The sequence below is a fragment of the Marinobacter sp. genome, from assembly GCF_046484525.1.
Lineage (GTDB): Bacteria > Pseudomonadota > Gammaproteobacteria > Pseudomonadales > Oleiphilaceae > Marinobacter.
On the sequence record NZ_JAWOIS010000026.1, the window covers coordinates 18,574 to 36,406 of the forward strand.

The window sequence follows — 17,833 nt, forward strand, 5'->3', positions numbered from 1 at the left end:
CAATTTTATGACAGCGTGAAAGAAGAGGGTGAATGAAGATGGGGCCAGATGAAGGCTTTCATCCGACTCCTTCTTCATTCACCGCCGGGCGGCCCGGCGGGCGGCGGAGGCAGTGAACTCGTTGCCGCGGAAGCCGGGCGCGAAGTCATAGGCCCTGAACCCGTCATCCAGGCCATCGATGTAGTAGCGGCCGGCCTTGAGGTCATAGGTCATTTCCATGGTGGTCCAGAACACCGGCTCGCTGTAGTAGCTGATGTTGTGGGCCTCTGAGACCCGCCAGAGGTTACCCTGCGCATCAAATTCCTCGGAGGCCAGGCCTGCCCGGACAATCCGAACAGTGCCGCCGCTGCACCCGCGGCAATGTGGCTTCGCCTACCTGACATCTCCAGCAGCTCCATAAACGGGCTGCTTTTGCCAAATTCAAACGATCGTTTCAAGCGAATGTTTGTATCTTCTTGTGAAGGCACATCAAATCATGAGACAGGTGCAGAAATCGTTGCACGGAAATGGTATAATCCTCGTTTAATTAATCTGCCAGATGTTCCTTATCCGAAATCGCAGGTACTTCATGGCCTCGCAATGGCATTCGCTGGTCTCACAAAAACTGTTCCTGGCCAAGACGCTGCTGGGGCAGCTTGATCTGCCGGCATTGGCAGCCAACGGGCAGCCGGCACCGGAAGCGGAACAAGCGCTGCGACGGGAAGCGGCGATCCAGGGTGCAACAGAGCTGGTACTCCGTAGCCGGAGATTGTTGCTGGTGATGATCGCCCGGCTTTACCAGGAACGAAATGCCGAGCCGGAAACCCTGGAGGAACTGGCGGCACTTATCGGCGCAGAGGCCAACGAAGTGTGCCGGTTGCGAAACCTCGCATCGGAGCCTGGCAGTTGGTGGAATCATCTGGACCAACTGGAACAGAGTCAGAGTCGCCCACCGGCGACCCGGAAAACCATAACGGATGACAACATCATCGCGGTTTCAGCGGAAACCGGACCAGACAGGTCAGCTACCGGATTGCTTAGAACCCTGGGCGCACTCAAACATTTTGCAGACGATCTGGAAGAACAGCACAGCGAGTGGTGAATAACCGCCAGATGCTGGATTCCGGATCTCAACAACAGACAGGTTTACCGAATGTCACCATCGTTTTTTGAAATTGTACAGCTGAGCAACGGCGACTATGCGCTGCGTCGGATCGACGACGACAGCGCGCCACTGGTGAAAATCTCGTTCTCGCAGGAAGCCCGGGAAATGATGGAAGATCGTGACATGAATGTGGCAAAGGCCATGATCGCTGCCGGCATTGAAGCTGTGGGCGACATCACCCATGACATTGACTGGGAAGAGGAGGAGGTCGAGGCAATCGACCCGCAGCCCTCCTATACCCTACACTGACCTGGCGGTAGGCGCCCCGGCCCTCCCCCGAGCCTCAACGCTGGCGAAGCACCACCCCGTGACTGTTACCCTCGGCTGATGCGCTCTGGAGCGATTCCAGTGCGGAGCGGCCGAGTTTACTGGTCCACATCACAACGGCGTGGCAGGTACCGGCCCTGAGTGCCCGCTCAGCCAACTGCTGGGCAGGCAGATCAGACGTCGAGCGCAGCACCAGCAATTCCCCCGTGACAATGCCATGCATCTTCTGCCACTTGCTGACCAGCTCCTGTGGCGGATCAATCCAGGCCAACCAGCGCTTTTCCTGGTTGAGCTGGGTCAGCATCGGCAGTAGCAACTGGAAGTTCTCCACCTGTCCCTGGGGCAGGATAATCTCGGTCACGTTACCGGCAACGTCCGCTGGACGCGGCTCGGAACTGCGGCGGGTGCGGATGACAGCCCGTCGCCCGGGAACGCCCGACGCCGGCTCGGAATGGGACAGGACGCCTTGCTGATAGGCCAGATTCTGGTTGAAGCTCAGTTGTTCCATACGTCACCCGCTTGTTCTTTTATCGATTGGCTGTGGCTGGCCTGGCTCAGTGGAGGTCGGAGCGGCGTATGACCCCCACGCCCAGGCCTTCGATAAACAGTTCCTGCTCGGTCAGATCCACTTCGATGGGCTCGAACTCGTCGTTCTCGGCAATCAGGTACACCTTGGTTCCGTCCTTCCGGAACCGCTTGACGGTCACTTCTTCCCCGACCCGTGCCACAACCACCTGGCCGTTGTGCACATCCTGGGTGCGGTGAACCGCCAGCAGATCGCCATCGAGAATGCCGATGTCCTTCATACTCATGCCGCGCACCCGCAGCAGGTAGTCTGCCGACGGCGAGAAGAAATCGGGCTGCAGAGTACAGTGATCCTCGATATGCTCCTGGGCCAGGATCGGACTACCGGCTGCCACCTGACCGATCACCGGCAGGCCCGGATCTTCCTCGGCTTCCGGCAAGCGGATGCCGCGGCTGGCACCGGGCACCATTTCGATCGCGCCCTTACGGGCCAGCGCTCTCAGATGCTCCTCCGCCGCGTTGGCAGAGCGAAAGCCCAGCTCCGCCGCAATTTCCGCCCGGGTGGGCGGGTAGCCGGTCTCGTCGACATAGCGCCGGATAATATCCAGTACCTGTTGTTGCCTGGCAGTCAGCTTCATTCCGTTACTCCGGTCGATCCAGGTGACAGACCCGCCCTGATGGACACGCCTGTTTTTTTATACAGTGATTTGACTATATACAGTGTTTTATCCAGTGTAAAGCCCGCCCACCGATTTTCTGTCACCTGCGTAACCCGTTGGCAACCAGGGGATGTGTTATGGTGAAAAAATCCATACATGCAGACTCAGGGAGCCCGATGTCACAGACCAGTACCTGCACGTTACCGGACGTGCGGCTCAACAGCGAAGGAGGGGAGCGCCGCGTTGGCGTCGAGGTGGAGCTGTCCGGCCTGGGCTATGAAGTGCTCGTGGATTATGCATCCCGCCTGCTGGACGCGCCTGCCACAACCATCTCGCGGTATGTCACGAGGATTGATACCCCTCTGGGCCCTTTCACGATCGAGCTTGATTCGGATCCGATCAAGGAGCTGGACCTGGCAGATGAACGCCTGCCCAGCTCCATCCGCGAGCTGGGAGGCCAGGCGATGGATGTGATTGATGCTGCGGCCGAGCGTGTCGTTCCACTGGAAATCGTGACACCGCCAATTCCCCTGTCCCGCCTGCAGGATATCGAAACCCTGGTGGATGAGTTCCACCTGCTTGGCGCCCTGGGGAGCCGGGAGGCTATCTATTTTGCCTTCGGCCTGCAGCTCAACCCCGAACTGCCGGATCTCGAACCGGCAACGGTCGTCCGCTATCTGCAGGCCTTCGCGGCCCTGTACGACTGGCTGAAGGCCAGGCACCAGCTGGACTTCAGCCGGAAGTTCACCACCTACATTGAACCCTGGGCCTCCCGCTATACCGACGTGCTGATGGTGGATAACTACGCTCCCAACCAAACACAGCTGATGCGGGACTACCTGGAGTTCAATCCGACCCGAAACCGGGCCCTGGACCTGCTCCCGCTGTTCTCACACCTGGACGCCGACCTGCTTGGCCAGTACGTGCGGGACCCGCGCATCAAGAGTCGCCCCACCCTGCATTACCGGCTACCGGATTGCGACATCGACAACCCGGAATGGCATTTTTCCAGCGTGTGGAACGACTGGGTTATTCTGGAACAGATTGCCAACCGGGCCGGTGACCTCGCCGAACTGAGGGGGTTGTTCCGGGACAGCCGGAAATTCAGTTTTCACAACCTGACCCACAGCTGGCAGGAAACCACAGACCAGTGGCTGCGTACCAAGGGTTATGTCTGACGCATTACATGAAGCCCCGGAAATCCCGGGGGTCACCATCGGCATCAGTGGGCCGGCCCGACGCAGCCTGGCCCATCGTCTGATCAGCCTTGCGCTGCGGATGCATGGTGCCCGAACTCATTATATTCGCCCCGGCTCCCGGGTGGATGTATCACTGCTGGACGGCCTGGTGCTCTCCGGCGGCACTCACGTCCACCCGGAAAACTTTGGCCAGCAGCCCCAGGTTACCGCCCGCTACGACCGGCGGCGGGATGCCACTGACCAGCGACTGCTGAAGGAAGCTGAGGCCATTGGCATCCCGGTGCTGGGAATCTGCCGTGGGGCACAGTTCATCAACGTATTCCATGGCGGGTCCCTGTGCCAGAACGTCACACCCCTGAGAGTCCATACCCGGCACAGGCCCCTGCTGTTGCCCCTGCAAACCGTCAGGCTGGTCAGGGACAGCCGGCTCGGGCAGTTGATGCAAGGGCCAGTGATCGGAGCCAACCGCATCCATAGTCAGGCCATCAAGCGGCTGGGGAAGAACCTGAGGGTGGTTGCCGTAGACAACGATCTGTTTGTACAAGCCATCGAAAACTCCCGCGGCCAGTGGCTCATGGGTGTGCAATGGCATCCGGAATACCTGCTGTATCACGGCGGGCACCGACGCATTTTCGGCCACTTTGTCGAAGCCGCCCGCAATTTCAAACTGGCCCGGCTGGAGCCCGAATCTGGTCTGGCCACCCATGAAATCACACCCTGAAGGAGTATTGCTCCCATGAACGGACGGAACCACTTACTGCTCCCGCTCATCTCTCTCACGATGGCACCAGCACTGACGATGGCCGGTGAGCTGACACTCACCGGCGAAGGTACGGTGCGCTACGAACCGGACAGCGCCCACCTCCAGTTCACTGCCAGCGCCGAGGATCCCCTCGCGAACAAGGCCAGCGACCAGGTCCGGCGACAGATGGAGAAATGGCGGGAAGGCATCGAGAGCTGGCGGGACCAGCTCTCTGACTACAGCGATGCACAGCTGAACCTGTACACCCGGACGATCCCGCCGGCAGAACGGGGTGGCCAGTCGACACAGCAGGCAGTCGCCTCCCAGACCGTGACCTTCAGTATCAGCGACCTGACGCTGCTGAACCCGCTGCTGGAACAGGCTCAGGCGCTGGGCATGGAATACAGCCTGGGGCCACAGCAGCTCTACCACTCCAACGAGCCGCAACTGGAGCGGGAAGCCCTGGCAGCCGCCATCGCCGATGCCCGGGCCCAATGCGAATTCGTGGCCCGGGAACTGAAGCAGTCCTGTGGCGAAGTGGTCACAATGAACATCAACAGCGGTTACCGGCCGGGACCGATGATGATGGCCGAGGCCCGTGCTGCAAAGGATGTGGTGACCAGCGTCGGAGTCCGCGAGATGACGGCCTCGGTTTCCGCCACCTTCACCCTCGAGTGATCCGCGCTCAGAAATTCCGGGTGTAAAAGATATCGAGCGAGGCCGCCAGACCACTGGCGGCTTCCAGGTAGAAATATTTGCCGAGGTCATATCGCAATGCCACGGTAGTAATGGGCTCGAAGATGCCCACGCCGTAGCGCACGCTGAGGTCCTCCGTCAGATAACCACTGGCCACCACCGAGGTCTGGTCACCGGTGCCTTCGGCTTCCAGGGTCAGTTGCCGGATGCCCAGCTCTTCTCCAAGTTCCCCGGTAACCTTGCTGGCCTGGGTCAGACCCAGTGACAGGGCAGCGCGGCTCATCTGTCCTTCGTCGCCCCGGCTCTGTGGCGCCCGACCAAGGATGAGGTAAGACAGCGCATCGGATTGTGGCATGTCCGGGTTCGAGAAGACTTCGGTCGACGGCGCCTGGACCGGGCCACTGAGCCGCAGCCCGGCCACCACCGTATCCACCTCACGTATCGCCTCGATCTCCAGGTAGGGCCCGGTAATATTGCCCACGAACAACAATCGGGCAGTGCGCAGTTCCAGCTCCTGGCCATAGGCTTCGTAATTCCCCTCCACCAGCTGCAGCGTGCCCCGGGTATCCATATCATTGCCGATGCGCAGGGTGCCCTCGAGATTACCGGTGACCCCAAAGGCAGCGAAGGTGACTTCGTCCTCCCCGACCCGGACGGTGACATCCATATTCATGGAACGGATGGCCGGCTCCTCCTGTTCCACGCCCACGATGACCTCATCCTCGGACACCTGGACCGCCTGCGCCGGCAGGGACTTGATTTCAATACTTCCCCGAGGGACAGCCACCTCGCCCGTGACCCCCAGATCCCCCTCGCTGAAGGTCACCTCCAGGTCCGGGGCAATTTCCAGCCGGGCATAGGGCTCAATATTGAGCGGAATCCGGCTGCCGGCAATGACCAGCCTCCCCCTCGGCGCACCGGACCAGTCGAAACTGCCATCCACAGTGATTTCACTTCGATCATTGCTGCGAATCCGGCCGCTCAGATCAGCGGAATACCCGTTCAGGTCAAACTGGAGCAGGATATCCTCAAGAGGCACGGGCAACGTTGGATCCATGATCCGGCCATCCACCAGTGCCAGCTCTCCTGTCACCGCAGGTTTCATCAGCGGACCGGACAATCGCCCCTGGCCACTGATTTCGCCGGCCACCTCCCGCAGCCCGGTAAAAACCCCGGCCAGGGCCAGATCCAGGCCTTGAAGACTGAAGTCCCCTTCAACCCGGCGGTCGGGGCTGTCGGGATCGACGGCCAGATTAAGACGAAAACTGCCGAGCGCATCGCCATCCAGCCGGACATCGATATTCGCCACCTCCGGCTGCAAAGCGAGTTCCGCCGTCAGTGACGAGTAACCCAGCGCCTCCCAGCTGCCATCGACCAGGACATCGAACTCGCCACTGCCAGCATCAATAAACACACGGCCGGTAGGGCCTGCATCACCCTGGGTGAATGACACCTCGGCGTTCAGCTCCGACTGCCACCGGAGTGTTTCCGGCAACAGCGGTGCCAGGGCCCCGGTCGGGAAGCGACTGATCCGATAGCCAATCTCCGGACGCGGATACAGTAACTGGTCCTCTGCGCACACCGAGCTTTGCTGCCAGACCCAGCAATGGGCGCCGAACCGTACCCGTCCATCCGGCTCCCAAGCCAGTTCCGCGGGCACCTGCAGGCGCCACCGCTGATCCTGTTCCGGGATCGAGATATCTCCTGTAGCAAGACTCCCCAGCCAGCTTTGCCAGCGCTCGCCAAAGCCGCCTTCAAAACCCACGGTGACCCGGGCATCCGCATGTTGCGCATCCACCGTCAGCGTATGATCCTCCCGGGTGCCGGCGGCATTCAATACCAGCATTTCCAGCTCCTGACCTGCCGACTCGATCTTTCCGGCCTCCACGCTGGCATCGAGTACCTGGCCTTCCGACAGGGAGGCGTTCACCGCCAGGCTGCCGATGGTCAGTTGGTCCTGCCAGACCAGAGCCTGGCCATTGGCCGCAAGCTCTGCAATCGGGTCCTCCGGACTGCCGGAAAGGTTCAGCGTCGCCTCGAGCTCGCCGCCCAGGCCGGCAAGAAATTGATCCGGCTTCGACAAGGACAGGGTCAGATCTGCGGAAAGTTCACGCCCCCAGGTACCGTCGCCGGAAATCCGGTTGTCCCCTACGACCAGTTCCAGCCCGGATACCACCCAACTGCCGGATGAGGTATCCAGAGCGCCGGTGGCCAGGGTCTCGTGGGAGCGCCAGCTCCCCGTGAGATCCCAGCTTGCGGTCATACGCGGCACCGGAGCTTGCTCAAGTGAGCCCTCGCTTTTGACCTCGCCATTCAGCGACGCCTGCAGCGCGGGCATCCAGAAGCCCGGATTGAAATCACTGAGTTCAAGGACAGCCTGCCAGGTCACTGGTCCGTCAAAGCCGACCCGGCCACTGCCGGTGGCTGATCCGGCGCCGGTTTCCAGGGCAAGCTCAGAGAGGTTGACCGCCTTGAGATCCCCATCCAGGGAAGCTGCAACGGTTGCTTCCCCAATCGGGCCACGTGTCTCCGCCTTGAGAGAACCCTGATACTGATTGGCCGCCCAACTGAAGTTGCCTGTCAGGGTATTGAGTGCAACCGGCGGCTCCGACAAACCCGGCACCAGCGAATACCAGGGGAATCGATCCAGCGCCAGGTCGGCCTCGGCGGAAAAGCCGTCAGTCCAGCTCAGGTTACCCCGGACACTGGCTTCGCCGGGCTGCTCCCCTTCGGAGGCCAGAACCAGCTCAAGCTTATCGGCACCGGCGGTGGTGACCAGGCCAGACAGCTTCAATGCCACGGGTCCGGCGGTACCCGGCAGCGTGGCCTTGCCATTGGTGCGGAAACCCTGCTCCAGCGATCCGTCTACCTCCACGACAAGCTCCTGGAAGGTGAGTGTTTCGGGCAGGGCATCCAGTGCCGTGAACTGGTCAGCGACAACCCGCAACCGGGCAGGTAACGCCGGATCCAGAGGCGCTACCCGGCCTGACAGCCGGGCATCCAGATAGCCACGGCTGGTACCATCCAGGCGCAGATCCTCGACGCTGCCCGACAGGTTCACCGAAATCTCCCACTGATCCCCACGGGGTGGCGGCAGTGTGGCGATGACTTCCAGGTCGACCGGCCAGTCTCCCCTGGTTTCTGCCCGTCCCCGGGCAGTAACGACATAATCCGCCAATTGGTAATGAACCCGCTCCAGCTGCCAGCTGGCACCGGATCCGCCGGCATCCAGTTCAAACCGGTCCCAGACAGGGGTCTCGTTGACCGTGAATGCCCCGATACGAACATCCGGGATTTCCAGGGACAACGGGATGTCGACCACCGGCAAGGTGAAGCCCGAAGCGGGTTTCGTGCCGTCTGACGAGGGTGCTGTTTCCAGGTCCATCGCCTGTGCGTGCAACGTGTCGACGCACAACCGCTTCTGGAACAGGCAGGAGGGCGACCAGTCCAGCAGCGGCTGCTGCAAATCCAGATTGATGCCATAGCCCTGCCATTGCAGCCGCGTTGCCTGCCACCGCCCCAGCAGGGTGCCCTGCCCTTCGTTCACCGTCAGGCCCGGTACCTGCTCGATAATCCAGGCCGTCCCTGTCTCCGAGCGAACCACCAGCAGGGCCGCACCGATCAGCAGCACCGGTAGCAGGATGATCACCGCCAGGATCAGCCCCAGCCAGCGCAACGGATGCCACTTGCGGGGGGCGTGTTCGTTGGCCGTGTCCATCGCCTGGTTCTCGTCCGTCACAGCTCAGGCCCCATCGAAAAGTGAATTCGCCAGTCCCCGCCGAATTCCGGATCCAGGCCCTTGGCAATATCCAACCGTAAAGGCCCCACCGGGCTGACCCAGCGCAGGCCGATACCGGCACCTGTGGCCAGGGGATCAAGCAGATCGTTGATTGCGTTGCCGTGATCCACAAACACCGCTGCCCGCCAGCGCTCGGCAAACTCGTACTGATACTCGGCACTACCCGCCATCAGATACCGACCGCCCACCGGCACGCCATTGTCGTTTTCCGGGGACAGCGTTTCATAGCCGTAGCCCCGGACACTCTGGTCACCACCGGCGAAGAAACGCAGCGAGGGCGGCACATCTTCAAAGCGATTGGTGCCGACCGCTCCGATCTGGAAACGCCCCAGGAACCGGTGATTGTCAAACAGGGTATACAGCCCCTTGGCCTGGGCGTAGACGTGCAGGATGTCCACCTTGGACAACACCGCCCGATGCGAACCAGTGACATCCAGCTGCAAGCGATAGCCCCGGGAAGGGTCCAGGGGAGAATCCTGGCGCAGCCTGGAATAGCCGACGCCGGGCAGTAGCAGGCTACTGGTGCCTTTTTCATCATCGCCGATATTGAAGCGCTCGCCCTCCCAGCGGATTGACAACACCTGCAACCAGCCATTATCCAGCTGGTGCTGCCACTGCTGGCCGAGGATCAGCAGTTCGGATTCCACATTCTCGATATCCTCCCGCTGGTAACCCGCGGTCAGGCGGATCAGATCCGTCATCGGCGGGTCCAGGGGCAGCTCGTACCAGGTACTGAGGTTCTGCCGGGGCTGGGATATTTCGGTTTCGGCACCCCGTTTATGGCCCATGGGATTGATCCAGTGCTCGCGCCAGGTGCCACGGACACGGGGGCCAACGTCCGTGGAGAAACCCACCCCGGTCGCCACCGAACGGCGCTCTCGGCGCGTCACGGCAACACTCACCGGGATAACCCCATCGACCGCATTCCCCGGCACGGCATCCACATCCACACCGGAAAAATAACCACTGCTGGAGAGGTCCCGGTTCAGTCGGGCGATGAGGTCCGTGTGATAAGGGGTGCCCGGCTCAAAGGTGACAAAATCCTCCAGCAACGAGGTCTCGAACCAGTGCCCCTCCTCAAAGGTGACCTCTCCCAGGCGGTACCGCTCACCGGACTCAAAAACCAGCACAATCTCTGCGGTATTCTCCTCCGGATTAACGCGCAGTGTCCGGGTAACAAACTGCCCCCCAAAATAGCCCCGTTGGCGGGCCCGGGTCTGGATGGCACTCCGCAGGCCGGAATACTCACCGTGATCCAGAACATCCCCCACGGCCGGTGTTTCCGGCAGCCCACTCATGAACGCCGGGTCCTCCTCTGCGGGGCCCCGGATATCAACCTCCCGCGAGGTGACTTTCACCGGCTCACCCGGATCGATCTCCAGAATGAGCAGGGCCGGGCCTTCTTCATCCCCCGCTTCCACTCGCCAGTCGATTCGAGGGTTGTAATAACCCAGGGCCCGCAGCGCCTCACCAGCCTGACGAACGGCCGTAACGGCATATCGGCGCAGGTTGGCTTCGCTGCGGCCCTCTACTTCACCAATAAAGGCCTTCGCGTTGGCTTCCAGCTCCGAATAGTCGCCGTTGACCCGAACCTCGACCTGCCGGGCATACCCCGCAGCCGGCCATAGCCACACCAGTAGCAACAACAGGCAGAACGGGTAAATTCTCGGGATCGGGTTAATAGACAGACTCCGGCTTCTGATGTTCTTTCCGTAGGGGTGTATACGTATCATTAAAGATTGGAAGTTTAACGTCAGGCGGTCAAGTTGAGGAGCCTGTCGTGCTTGGGGTACAAATACGCTAACCTGTCAGGCACTTACACAGCCTCCAGATCGGATAAGATGCCACCGCATGCTGCATATAAACCGGGAAAACCTGAAGTCCAGTCACCAACTCATCTGGTTCATCATCGATTTCCTGATGCTCGGCCTGCTCATCCTGAACCTGGCGTTCATCATCTGGGACTTCATCTACAATTTTGTCGCCATCCAGAACCTGTTGAAAGAGCAAGCGCCGGCGCTGCAAACCGCTTACCACCCCATCCACGAGCGGTTCATTTTCTACGACATGATTTTCGTGACCATCTTCCTCACCGAATTCTTCGTGCGCTGGGCTTATGCCATCAAGGCCAGTGTCTATGACCGGTGGTATTTCTACCCGTTCATTCACTGGTACGACCTGGTGGGCTGTATCCCGGTGGGCAGCCTGCGTTTCCTCCGGATCCTGCGGGTGATCTCCATCATCTACCGGTTGCACCAGTACCGGATCATCGACATCACCAGCACGAAAATCTATCGGTTCGTGAACTTTTATTATGAAGCGTTCATGGAAGAGCTGTCGGACCGGATTGTGCTCAAGGTCCTCAGCGGCTTCCAGGACGAGGTCCGCCGGGGTTCTCCCCTGTTTGACCGGATCCAGAAAGACATCCTGTATCCGCGCCGTGACATGCTCTCGGACTGGATTTCCCAGCGCGTTGCCGAGGCGGCACAGGAAGGCTACGTGCCCAATCGTGGCGCACTGCGCAACTACCTCGAAGGCCGGGTGGACCACGCCCTGAAGCAGAACCTGGAGTTGTCGCGCCTGAAATACCTGCCGATGGTTGGCCCCACCATCCAGGAGACCCTGGAAGATGCTGTGGGTGACATCGTTGCCAACGTAATTCACCAGATCCTGGAAGATCTTGCTTCCAGCTCCAACCACGCCTTTATTGAGGACATCGTGAATGTCTTCCTGCCCACCCCGGATCAGGTGGCCGCCGATGAAACCCAGAACCAGGCGCTGATCGACCTGATCATCGAGATTCTGGATGCCATAAAAGGCCAGGTTAAGGTCAAGCACTGGCGTGCCCAACTGCCGTAACGTAAAAGAAAGACGCCCAAAACAACAAGAGATTGCCCATGGACGCTCTGCATTACCAACCGGCCCACGAACTCCTGCGCCAGCTTGAGAACGGAACACTGACCAGCGAACAGCTGGTCCAGGCCCTGCTGGCCCGCATTCGGGAACAGAACCCTGCCCTCAATGCGGTGGTCACGCTGGATGAAAATCGTGTGCTGGAGCAGGCCCGGGAGGCGGACCGGCAGCGCGCGAACAACCAGGACCTGGGTCCCCTGCATGGCTTGCCGCTCACCCTGAAGGACACCTGGGAAGTCGCCGGCATGACCTGCACCGCAGGCGCCCCTGCCCTCAAGAATCACCGGCCGGAACGCCATGCGGATGTGGTCCGCCGCCTGGAAGAGGCCGGTGCCATCATCCTCGGCAAAACCAACATTCCGCTCTACGCCACAGATCTGCAGAGCTACAACAAGCTGTTCGGTGTCACCAACAACCCCTATGACCCGAGCCGCACCCCCGGCGGCTCCTCCGGTGGCGCGGCGGCCGCCCTGGCAGCGGGATTCACACCTCTGGAAGTAGGCAGTGACCTGGCAGGGTCCATCCGCATACCCGCCCATTTCTGCGGCGTATTCGGCCACAAACCCAGCCGGTCACTGGTGTCGTTCCGGGGCCACATACCCGGGCCGCCCGGCACCGAAACGCAACCGGACCTGGCCGAAGGCGGCCCCATGGCCCGAAATGCGAAGGATCTGGAACTGCTCCTGAAAGTCATCGCCGGCCCGCGCCCGGCAGAAAGCCGCAGCTGGACCCTGACCATGGAGCCCGCGCGGCTCGGGAAACTGGATCAGGCCCGGGTCGGACTCTGGCTCGAAGATCCCCTGTGCCCGGTCGAGGACGAACTCGTTCAGGGTTATCGGTCCCTCGGCAAGAGCCTGGAAGACAAGGGCGCCCTGGTGGCCGAGGCCAACCATCCCCTGCTTGGTCTGGAGCACATCCTGCCCGTCTATTTCAATCTGCTGGGCAGCCTCATCGGCGTTTCCCTGAAACCGGCCCAGCGCCGCCAGATGAAATGGATTGCACTTCTCGAACGCTGGCTACACCTGCTCGGTCCCGTGACACCCTATATCGGCGAATACGCGCGCGGCGTGAACCAGAAGATCTACGAGTGGATGCAGTGGAGCGAAGTCCGGGAAAAGATGCGGGCCGAGATCGAAACCCTGTTCGAGGATTACGATGTTCTGCTCACCCCCATCACCCCCACGGCTGCTATCCACCACGACCACAGCCAACCGATTTTCAAGCGGCGCATCACCGTGGCGGGGAAGCCGAGAGCCTATATGGACCAGTTTTGCTGGATTGCCCTGGCGACATTGCTGGGATTGCCGGCCACCTCGGTGCCGATCGGCCGCACGAAAGAGGGACTGCCCTATAACGTGCAGGTGATTAGCGCGCCCGGGAGGGATCTGACGACGATACGGTTCGGGGAGTTGTTGGAGGAGAATGGTTTGGCGGGCTTCAAGGCTCCGCAGGGCCTCTGAAAAAACGCTGACTCAAAAGCCCCGCGCAAATACAACAAAGCCCGCAAAAGCGGGCTTTGTTTCAAAAATGGTAGCGGGGGCTGGATTCGAACCAACGACCTTCGGGTTATGAGCCCGACGAGCTACCAGACTGCTCCACCCCGCATCAAACTTTCGATCTCGATTTAACTACTGAGTCCGCCGATGGGTCGGGCTCATAAGCCGAAGGTCGAGACTCCCTTCGGCTCTTACGGGATTGGGAGCCCAACGAGCTACCAGACTGCTCCACCCCGCATCAAAACTGGTTGTCTTTCGGGGTAACCCCGATCAACGTGGCGCGCATGATACGGTCTGGAATGGATCCTGTCAAAGGATATTACGGCTATCCCGAAATTATCGTTCCAGGATCGCCGTCACTCCCTGTCCGCCGGCCGCGCAGATTGAAATCAGGCCCCTGCCGCTGCCCTTTTCGTCCAGCAATTTGGCCAGCGTGGCCACGATGCGGCCACCGGTGGCGGCGAATGGATGGCCCGTGGCCAGACTGCTGCCCTTCACGTTGAGTTTGTCCCGGTCGATACTGCCCAGTGGCTTGTCCAGGCCCAGACGCTCCTTGCAGAAGGCGGGATCTTCCCAGGCCTTGAGGGTGGAGAGAACCTGCGAGGCAAACGCCTCATGGATCTCGTAGAAGTCAAAATCGTGCAGCGTCAGTCCGGCCTTCTCCAGCATCCGCGGCACCGCATACGCCGGCGCCATCAGCAAACCTTCCTTCTTGTCGAAAAAGTCCACCGCAGCGACTTCCGAGAACGTCAGCCAGGCTTTCACCTCCAGATTGTTCTCCTTTGCCCACTCCTCACTGGCCAGCAGCACACAGGACGCACCATCGGTGAGCGCCGTGCTGTTGGCGGCCGTCATGGTGCCATTCTCGCGGTCAAATACCGGTTTCAGAGTCGCCAGCTTCTCCAGGGTGGTATCCGGGCGAAGAATATTGTCCTTCTCCAGCCCCGCAAGGGGCGTGATCAGATCACTGAAAAAGCCCTCCTCATAGGCCTTGGCAAGCTTCTGATGACTCTCCCAGGCCAGCTGATCCTGATCTTCCCGGGCAATATTCCACTCCTTCGCCGTTACCTGAGCATGCTCGCCCATCGACATCCCGGTACGCGGCTCGCCATTCTCCGGAATCTCCGGCACCAGATGCCCCGGCCGGAACCGGGCCAGAATCTTCAGCCGCTCCTTGGCGGTCTTCGCCCGATTGAGATCGAGCAGAATCTCCCGTAGCCCCTCACCCACACCAATCGGCGCATCGGAGGTCGTATCGGCACCACCGGCAATCCCGCACTCGATCTGGCCCAGGGCAATCTTGTTCGCCACCAGAATCGCTGCCTCCAGGCCAGTGCCACAAGCCTGCTGAATATCATAAGCCGACGTCTCCGGCGCCAGCCCACAACTGAGCACCGACTCCCGGGTCAGATTGAAATCCCGCGAGTGCTTGATCACCGCACCGGCAACCACCTCACCCATGCGCTTGCCCTGAAGATCAAAACGATCCACCAGGCCACGGAGTGCCGAGGTCAGCAGTTCCTGGTTACTGATCTTGCTGTAGGCGGTGTTGGATTTCGCGAAGGGAATGCGGTTGCCGCCGATAACCGCAACGCGGCGGATTCCGTTATCGGTTTTCTTCGCTGGTGACTTTCTTTGTGTACGTTTCGGAGCCTGTGCCATGATCGTTCCTTGCGTTGAAATGCATTAAGTGGCGGACGATGTAGAATGTATGGGATGACTGGGTGTGACTTTCCAAAACTGTGCGGAGCCATGGATGGCGGAGCTCAAGCGCCACAGGGACGTGCTTGAGCGGGTTTTGGAAAGTCACACCCAGTCATCCTCCCCCATAGCCCGATTATTTCCAAACAGTCTAGCGACAGGTGGGAAAGCCTCATTGGCACCCCTGACAACCAACCAAAAGCATTGAGTCAATACAAAAACTAAAGGATTCTTTACTCTGTAGGTCAAATTGCATCCAACCGCAAATACAAGGAAGACCCAATGTCTGACCTCTACCTAAAAATCGTCAACACCCCCGTCGGCAAATCCGCCGCCCAAACCCTGGGCCTGCCCTCACCCGTGCCCCTTAAACGCCTGAAACGCACCGACCAGCCCTTCATCGAAGGTGACGTCCTCGTTGGCTCAGCCGCCGGTGCCCGGGCCATATCGACGGTGGGTAGCCTCCTCGGCGCCAGCGCCGCCACCCTGCACCATGCCTCCGGCCCGGACACCCTGACCGATTCCGCCAAGGCCGGCAACAAAGCCAGACCCCTCGAGATTGGCGGTGACATCGACCAGAAGTTCTCCGCCCTGGTTTTCGACGGCACCGGCATCAAAACGCCGGAGGAGTTGCGGGCGGTCTACGACTTCTTCCACCCGACCATCAAAAAAATCGCCGGCAATGGCCGGGTATTGGTGATCGGCATGGATCCCGCCAGCTGCCGAAGGGCACCCCAGGCCGCTGCGCAACAGGCCCTGGAAGGCTTTGTTCGCGCCGTGGGCAAGGAAGTCGGCAAGAAAGGGGCCACGGCCAACCTGATCCGGATGGTTCCAGGCGCTGAAAAGCAACTGGACTCCAGCGTCCGCTTCTTCCTCTCCGCCCGCTCCGCCTATGTGGATGGCCAGGTAGTGCGCATCGGCAAGAGCACCGAAGCACCGGCCACCAACCCGGTGGCACCGTTGACAGGCAAAATCGCCTTGGTGACTGGTGCCTCCCGAGGCATCGGTGAAGCCATTGCCCGCACCCTGGCCCGGGACGGCGCCACCGTCATCGGCCTGGACATTCCACCGGCCATGGAAGATCTTCAGAAGGTGACCGATTCCATCAAGGGCAAGGCCCTGGCCTGCGACATCACCGACGAAAATGCGCCGAAACTGATTGCCGACTTCGCCGAGGAACACTTTGGCGGCCTCGACCTCGTGATCCACAATGCGGGCATCACCCGGGACAAGACCCTGGGCAACATGCCCGAGCATTTCTGGGACATGACCATTGCCGTGAATCTGTCTGCCGAAGAGCACATCGACGAAGAGCTGATGAAACGGGAACTGCTGCGGGAGAACGGCCGAATCGTGTGCATCTCCTCGATCAGCGGCATCGCCGGCAACTTCGGCCAGACCAACTACGCCACCGCCAAGTCCGGTGTCATCGGCTATGTCGAAGCCATGGCGAAACAGCTGAAGAACGGCATCACCATCAATGCCGTTGCTCCCGGCTTCATCGAAACCCAGATGACCGCCGCCATGCCCATCACCATCCGCGAGGCCGGGAGGCGCATGAACAGCCTGTCCCAGGGCGGCCTGCCGGTGGATGTGGCCGAGGCGATTGCGTGGTACTGCAGCCCGGCTTCGAATGGCGTGAACGGGAATGTTGTGAGGGTTTGCGGGCAGTCGTTGATTGGGAAGTGAGGTGTCGGGTGGGGTCTGACGCCCCAGGGTCTGGTTGCCCCAGGGGTCTGATGAAAAGCCTCCGGCTTTCCATCTGACCCCAATTTCAGATCAGCCTCGGAGCTGGGGCTAACTTGGGGTTAGAAGAAGGCTTTCTTCAGACCCCTGAGCGGGTATCGGACCCCTGGAACAAAAAAAGAGCCAGTCCTTTCGGACTGGCTCTTTTTCGAAATTCTGGTGGGTGGTGCAGGGATCGAACCTGCGACCCTCGCCTTGTAAGGGCGATGCTCTCCCAGCTGAGCTAACCACCCGGGAAAAAATGGCGGAGCGGACGGGACTCGAACCCGCGACCCCCGGCGTGACAGGCCGGTATTCTAACCAACTGAACTACCGCTCCGCATCAATTCAGCCCGTGGGCTTGAACCTGAAACCGGATGGGGTGATCCGGTGATGCTTGTGAAAGACTCTGAAAGTGGTGGGTGGTGCAGGGATCGAACCTGCGACCCTCGCCTTGTAAGGGCGATGCTCTCCCAGCTGAGCTAACCACCCACTTTCAACCTCGAGAGGCTTCCAAGTCCTTGCTGTCTCAAGCAAGTGAGACGCGCATTTTAAGCATTTCGCTGACGGTGTCAAACCTTTTCCGGAAATTTTCTGAAGAAATCTGCAAGCCATTCAAAATCTGGCGGTTTTTAACCAAAATCTGATCAGAAACCGGTCATTTACCAGAGCCGTTTTTCGGCCCCTTTTCCACCAGCCGCTGGCCAGCCTGTTCCGCCTTCTGGCGCAAGGACAACTCACTCACCTGCGAGCGCCGATCATTGGGAATGGACCGACTCGCCAGCGAGCAATTCAGCTCATCAAGGCGTCTCCGGACATCCTCAAGCCCCTGAATGGCCCGAGGCACCACGTTATCGGCCAGCTTCTCCAGCCTGCCCTGCAATCGATCCTTCAAAGACATCGTCCTGACTTCCTGATTCATTTCACTGAATGCAGTGTAGTAACCAGTTCCGGCATTCACAATTGT

15 protein-coding genes and 4 tRNA genes are annotated in these 17,833 nt (G+C 60.3%); 8 read left to right on the top strand and 11 right to left on the bottom strand.

Features of this window, described 5'->3' with window-relative positions:
- Positions 1–78 precede the first annotated feature (78 nt).
- Positions 79–330: a DUF1329 domain-containing protein gene (locus tag R6W86_RS05975; RefSeq protein ID WP_410328511.1), complete on the bottom strand. Its 252-nt coding sequence runs from the start codon at positions 328–330 to the stop codon at positions 79–81.
- 238 nt (positions 331–568) lie between these two features.
- Between R6W86_RS05975 and R6W86_RS05980 the strand changes: the two genes are divergently transcribed.
- Entirely contained in the window at positions 569–1,081 is a 513-nt protein-coding gene (locus R6W86_RS05980; protein WP_410328466.1) for a hypothetical protein, read from the top strand.
- A 51-nt stretch (positions 1,082–1,132) separates the two neighbouring features.
- Positions 1,133–1,393 (top strand): hypothetical protein, encoded by a 261-nt coding sequence (locus R6W86_RS05985; RefSeq protein ID WP_410328467.1) that lies wholly within the window; start codon positions 1,133–1,135, stop codon positions 1,391–1,393.
- Between the two features lie 34 nt (positions 1,394–1,427).
- Here R6W86_RS05985 and R6W86_RS05990 read toward each other — a convergent pair whose 3' ends face one another.
- On the bottom strand, positions 1,428–1,919 hold the full coding sequence (locus R6W86_RS05990; protein WP_410328468.1) for a cell division inhibitor SulA: 492 nt from the start codon (positions 1,917–1,919) through the stop codon (positions 1,428–1,430).
- Between the two features lie 46 nt (positions 1,920–1,965).
- On the bottom strand, positions 1,966–2,574 hold the full coding sequence (gene lexA, locus R6W86_RS05995) for a transcriptional repressor LexA (protein WP_410328469.1): 609 nt from the start codon (positions 2,572–2,574) through the stop codon (positions 1,966–1,968).
- 197 nt (positions 2,575–2,771) lie between these two features.
- On the opposite strand from lexA, the gene R6W86_RS06000 reads away from it, so the two are divergent.
- Genes R6W86_RS06000 through R6W86_RS06010 form a run of 3 tightly spaced genes read left to right on the top strand, consistent with a single transcriptional unit; the run spans position 2,772 to position 5,214 of the window.
- The gene (locus R6W86_RS06000) at positions 2,772–3,773 is read left to right on the top strand and encodes an amidoligase family protein (protein WP_410328470.1); all 1,002 of its coding nucleotides are present in this window, start codon (positions 2,772–2,774) and stop codon (positions 3,771–3,773) included.
- On the top strand, positions 3,766–4,515 hold the full coding sequence (locus R6W86_RS06005; RefSeq protein ID WP_410328471.1) for a gamma-glutamyl-gamma-aminobutyrate hydrolase family protein: 750 nt from the start codon (positions 3,766–3,768) through the stop codon (positions 4,513–4,515). Before R6W86_RS06000 ends, R6W86_RS06005 begins: the two co-directional genes overlap by 8 nt.
- 15 nt (positions 4,516–4,530) lie before the next feature.
- The gene (locus tag R6W86_RS06010; protein ID WP_410328472.1) at positions 4,531–5,214 is read left to right on the top strand and encodes an SIMPL domain-containing protein; all 684 of its coding nucleotides are present in this window, start codon (positions 4,531–4,533) and stop codon (positions 5,212–5,214) included.
- Between the two features lie 7 nt (positions 5,215–5,221).
- Here the strand turns inward: R6W86_RS06010 and R6W86_RS06015 are convergent, their stop codons facing one another.
- Together R6W86_RS06015 and R6W86_RS06020 are read right to left on the bottom strand one after the other, a co-directional pair.
- On the bottom strand, positions 5,222–8,971 hold the full coding sequence (locus tag R6W86_RS06015; protein WP_410328473.1) for a translocation/assembly module TamB domain-containing protein: 3,750 nt from the start codon (positions 8,969–8,971) through the stop codon (positions 5,222–5,224).
- A complete protein-coding gene (locus tag R6W86_RS06020; protein WP_410328474.1) occupies positions 8,968–10,764 on the bottom strand; it encodes an autotransporter assembly complex protein TamA in 1,797 nt (598 codons plus the stop codon). Before R6W86_RS06020 ends, R6W86_RS06015 begins: the two co-directional genes overlap by 4 nt.
- A gap of 118 nt (positions 10,765–10,882) precedes the next feature.
- On the opposite strand from R6W86_RS06020, the gene R6W86_RS06025 reads away from it, so the two are divergent.
- Positions 10,883–11,890 (top strand): hypothetical protein, encoded by a 1,008-nt coding sequence (locus R6W86_RS06025; protein ID WP_410328475.1) that lies wholly within the window; start codon positions 10,883–10,885, stop codon positions 11,888–11,890.
- A gap of 38 nt (positions 11,891–11,928) precedes the next feature.
- The gene (locus R6W86_RS06030; protein ID WP_410328476.1) at positions 11,929–13,404 is read left to right on the top strand and encodes an amidase; all 1,476 of its coding nucleotides are present in this window, start codon (positions 11,929–11,931) and stop codon (positions 13,402–13,404) included.
- Positions 13,405–13,472: 68 nt separating this feature from the next.
- Here the strand turns inward: R6W86_RS06030 and R6W86_RS06035 are convergent.
- Positions 13,473–13,549: transfer RNA gene (locus R6W86_RS06035), tRNA-Met, on the bottom strand.
- A 227-nt stretch (positions 13,550–13,776) separates the two neighbouring features.
- Entirely contained in the window at positions 13,777–15,102 is a 1,326-nt protein-coding gene (locus R6W86_RS06040; protein ID WP_410328477.1) for an acetyl-CoA C-acetyltransferase, read from the bottom strand.
- Positions 15,103–15,423: 321 nt separating this feature from the next.
- Here R6W86_RS06040 and R6W86_RS06045 point away from each other — a divergent pair, with 321 nt between their 5' ends.
- Positions 15,424–16,830: a 3-oxoacyl-ACP reductase gene (locus R6W86_RS06045; RefSeq protein ID WP_410328478.1), complete on the top strand. Its 1,407-nt coding sequence runs from the start codon at positions 15,424–15,426 to the stop codon at positions 16,828–16,830.
- A gap of 214 nt (positions 16,831–17,044) precedes the next feature.
- On the opposite strand, the gene R6W86_RS06050 is transcribed toward R6W86_RS06045, so the two are convergent.
- From R6W86_RS06050 to R6W86_RS06065, 4 genes are all read right to left on the bottom strand, one after another.
- Positions 17,045–17,120: transfer RNA gene (locus tag R6W86_RS06050), tRNA-Val, on the bottom strand.
- 9 nt (positions 17,121–17,129) lie between these two features.
- Positions 17,130–17,206, bottom strand: a tRNA-Asp gene (locus R6W86_RS06055).
- A gap of 76 nt (positions 17,207–17,282) precedes the next feature.
- Positions 17,283–17,358 (bottom strand) — tRNA-Val (locus R6W86_RS06060).
- Between the two features lie 166 nt (positions 17,359–17,524).
- Complete coding sequence (locus tag R6W86_RS06065; RefSeq protein ID WP_410328479.1) at positions 17,525–17,767, bottom strand: hypothetical protein; 243 nt, start codon at positions 17,765–17,767, stop codon at positions 17,525–17,527.
- Positions 17,768–17,833: the final 66 nt, after the last annotated feature.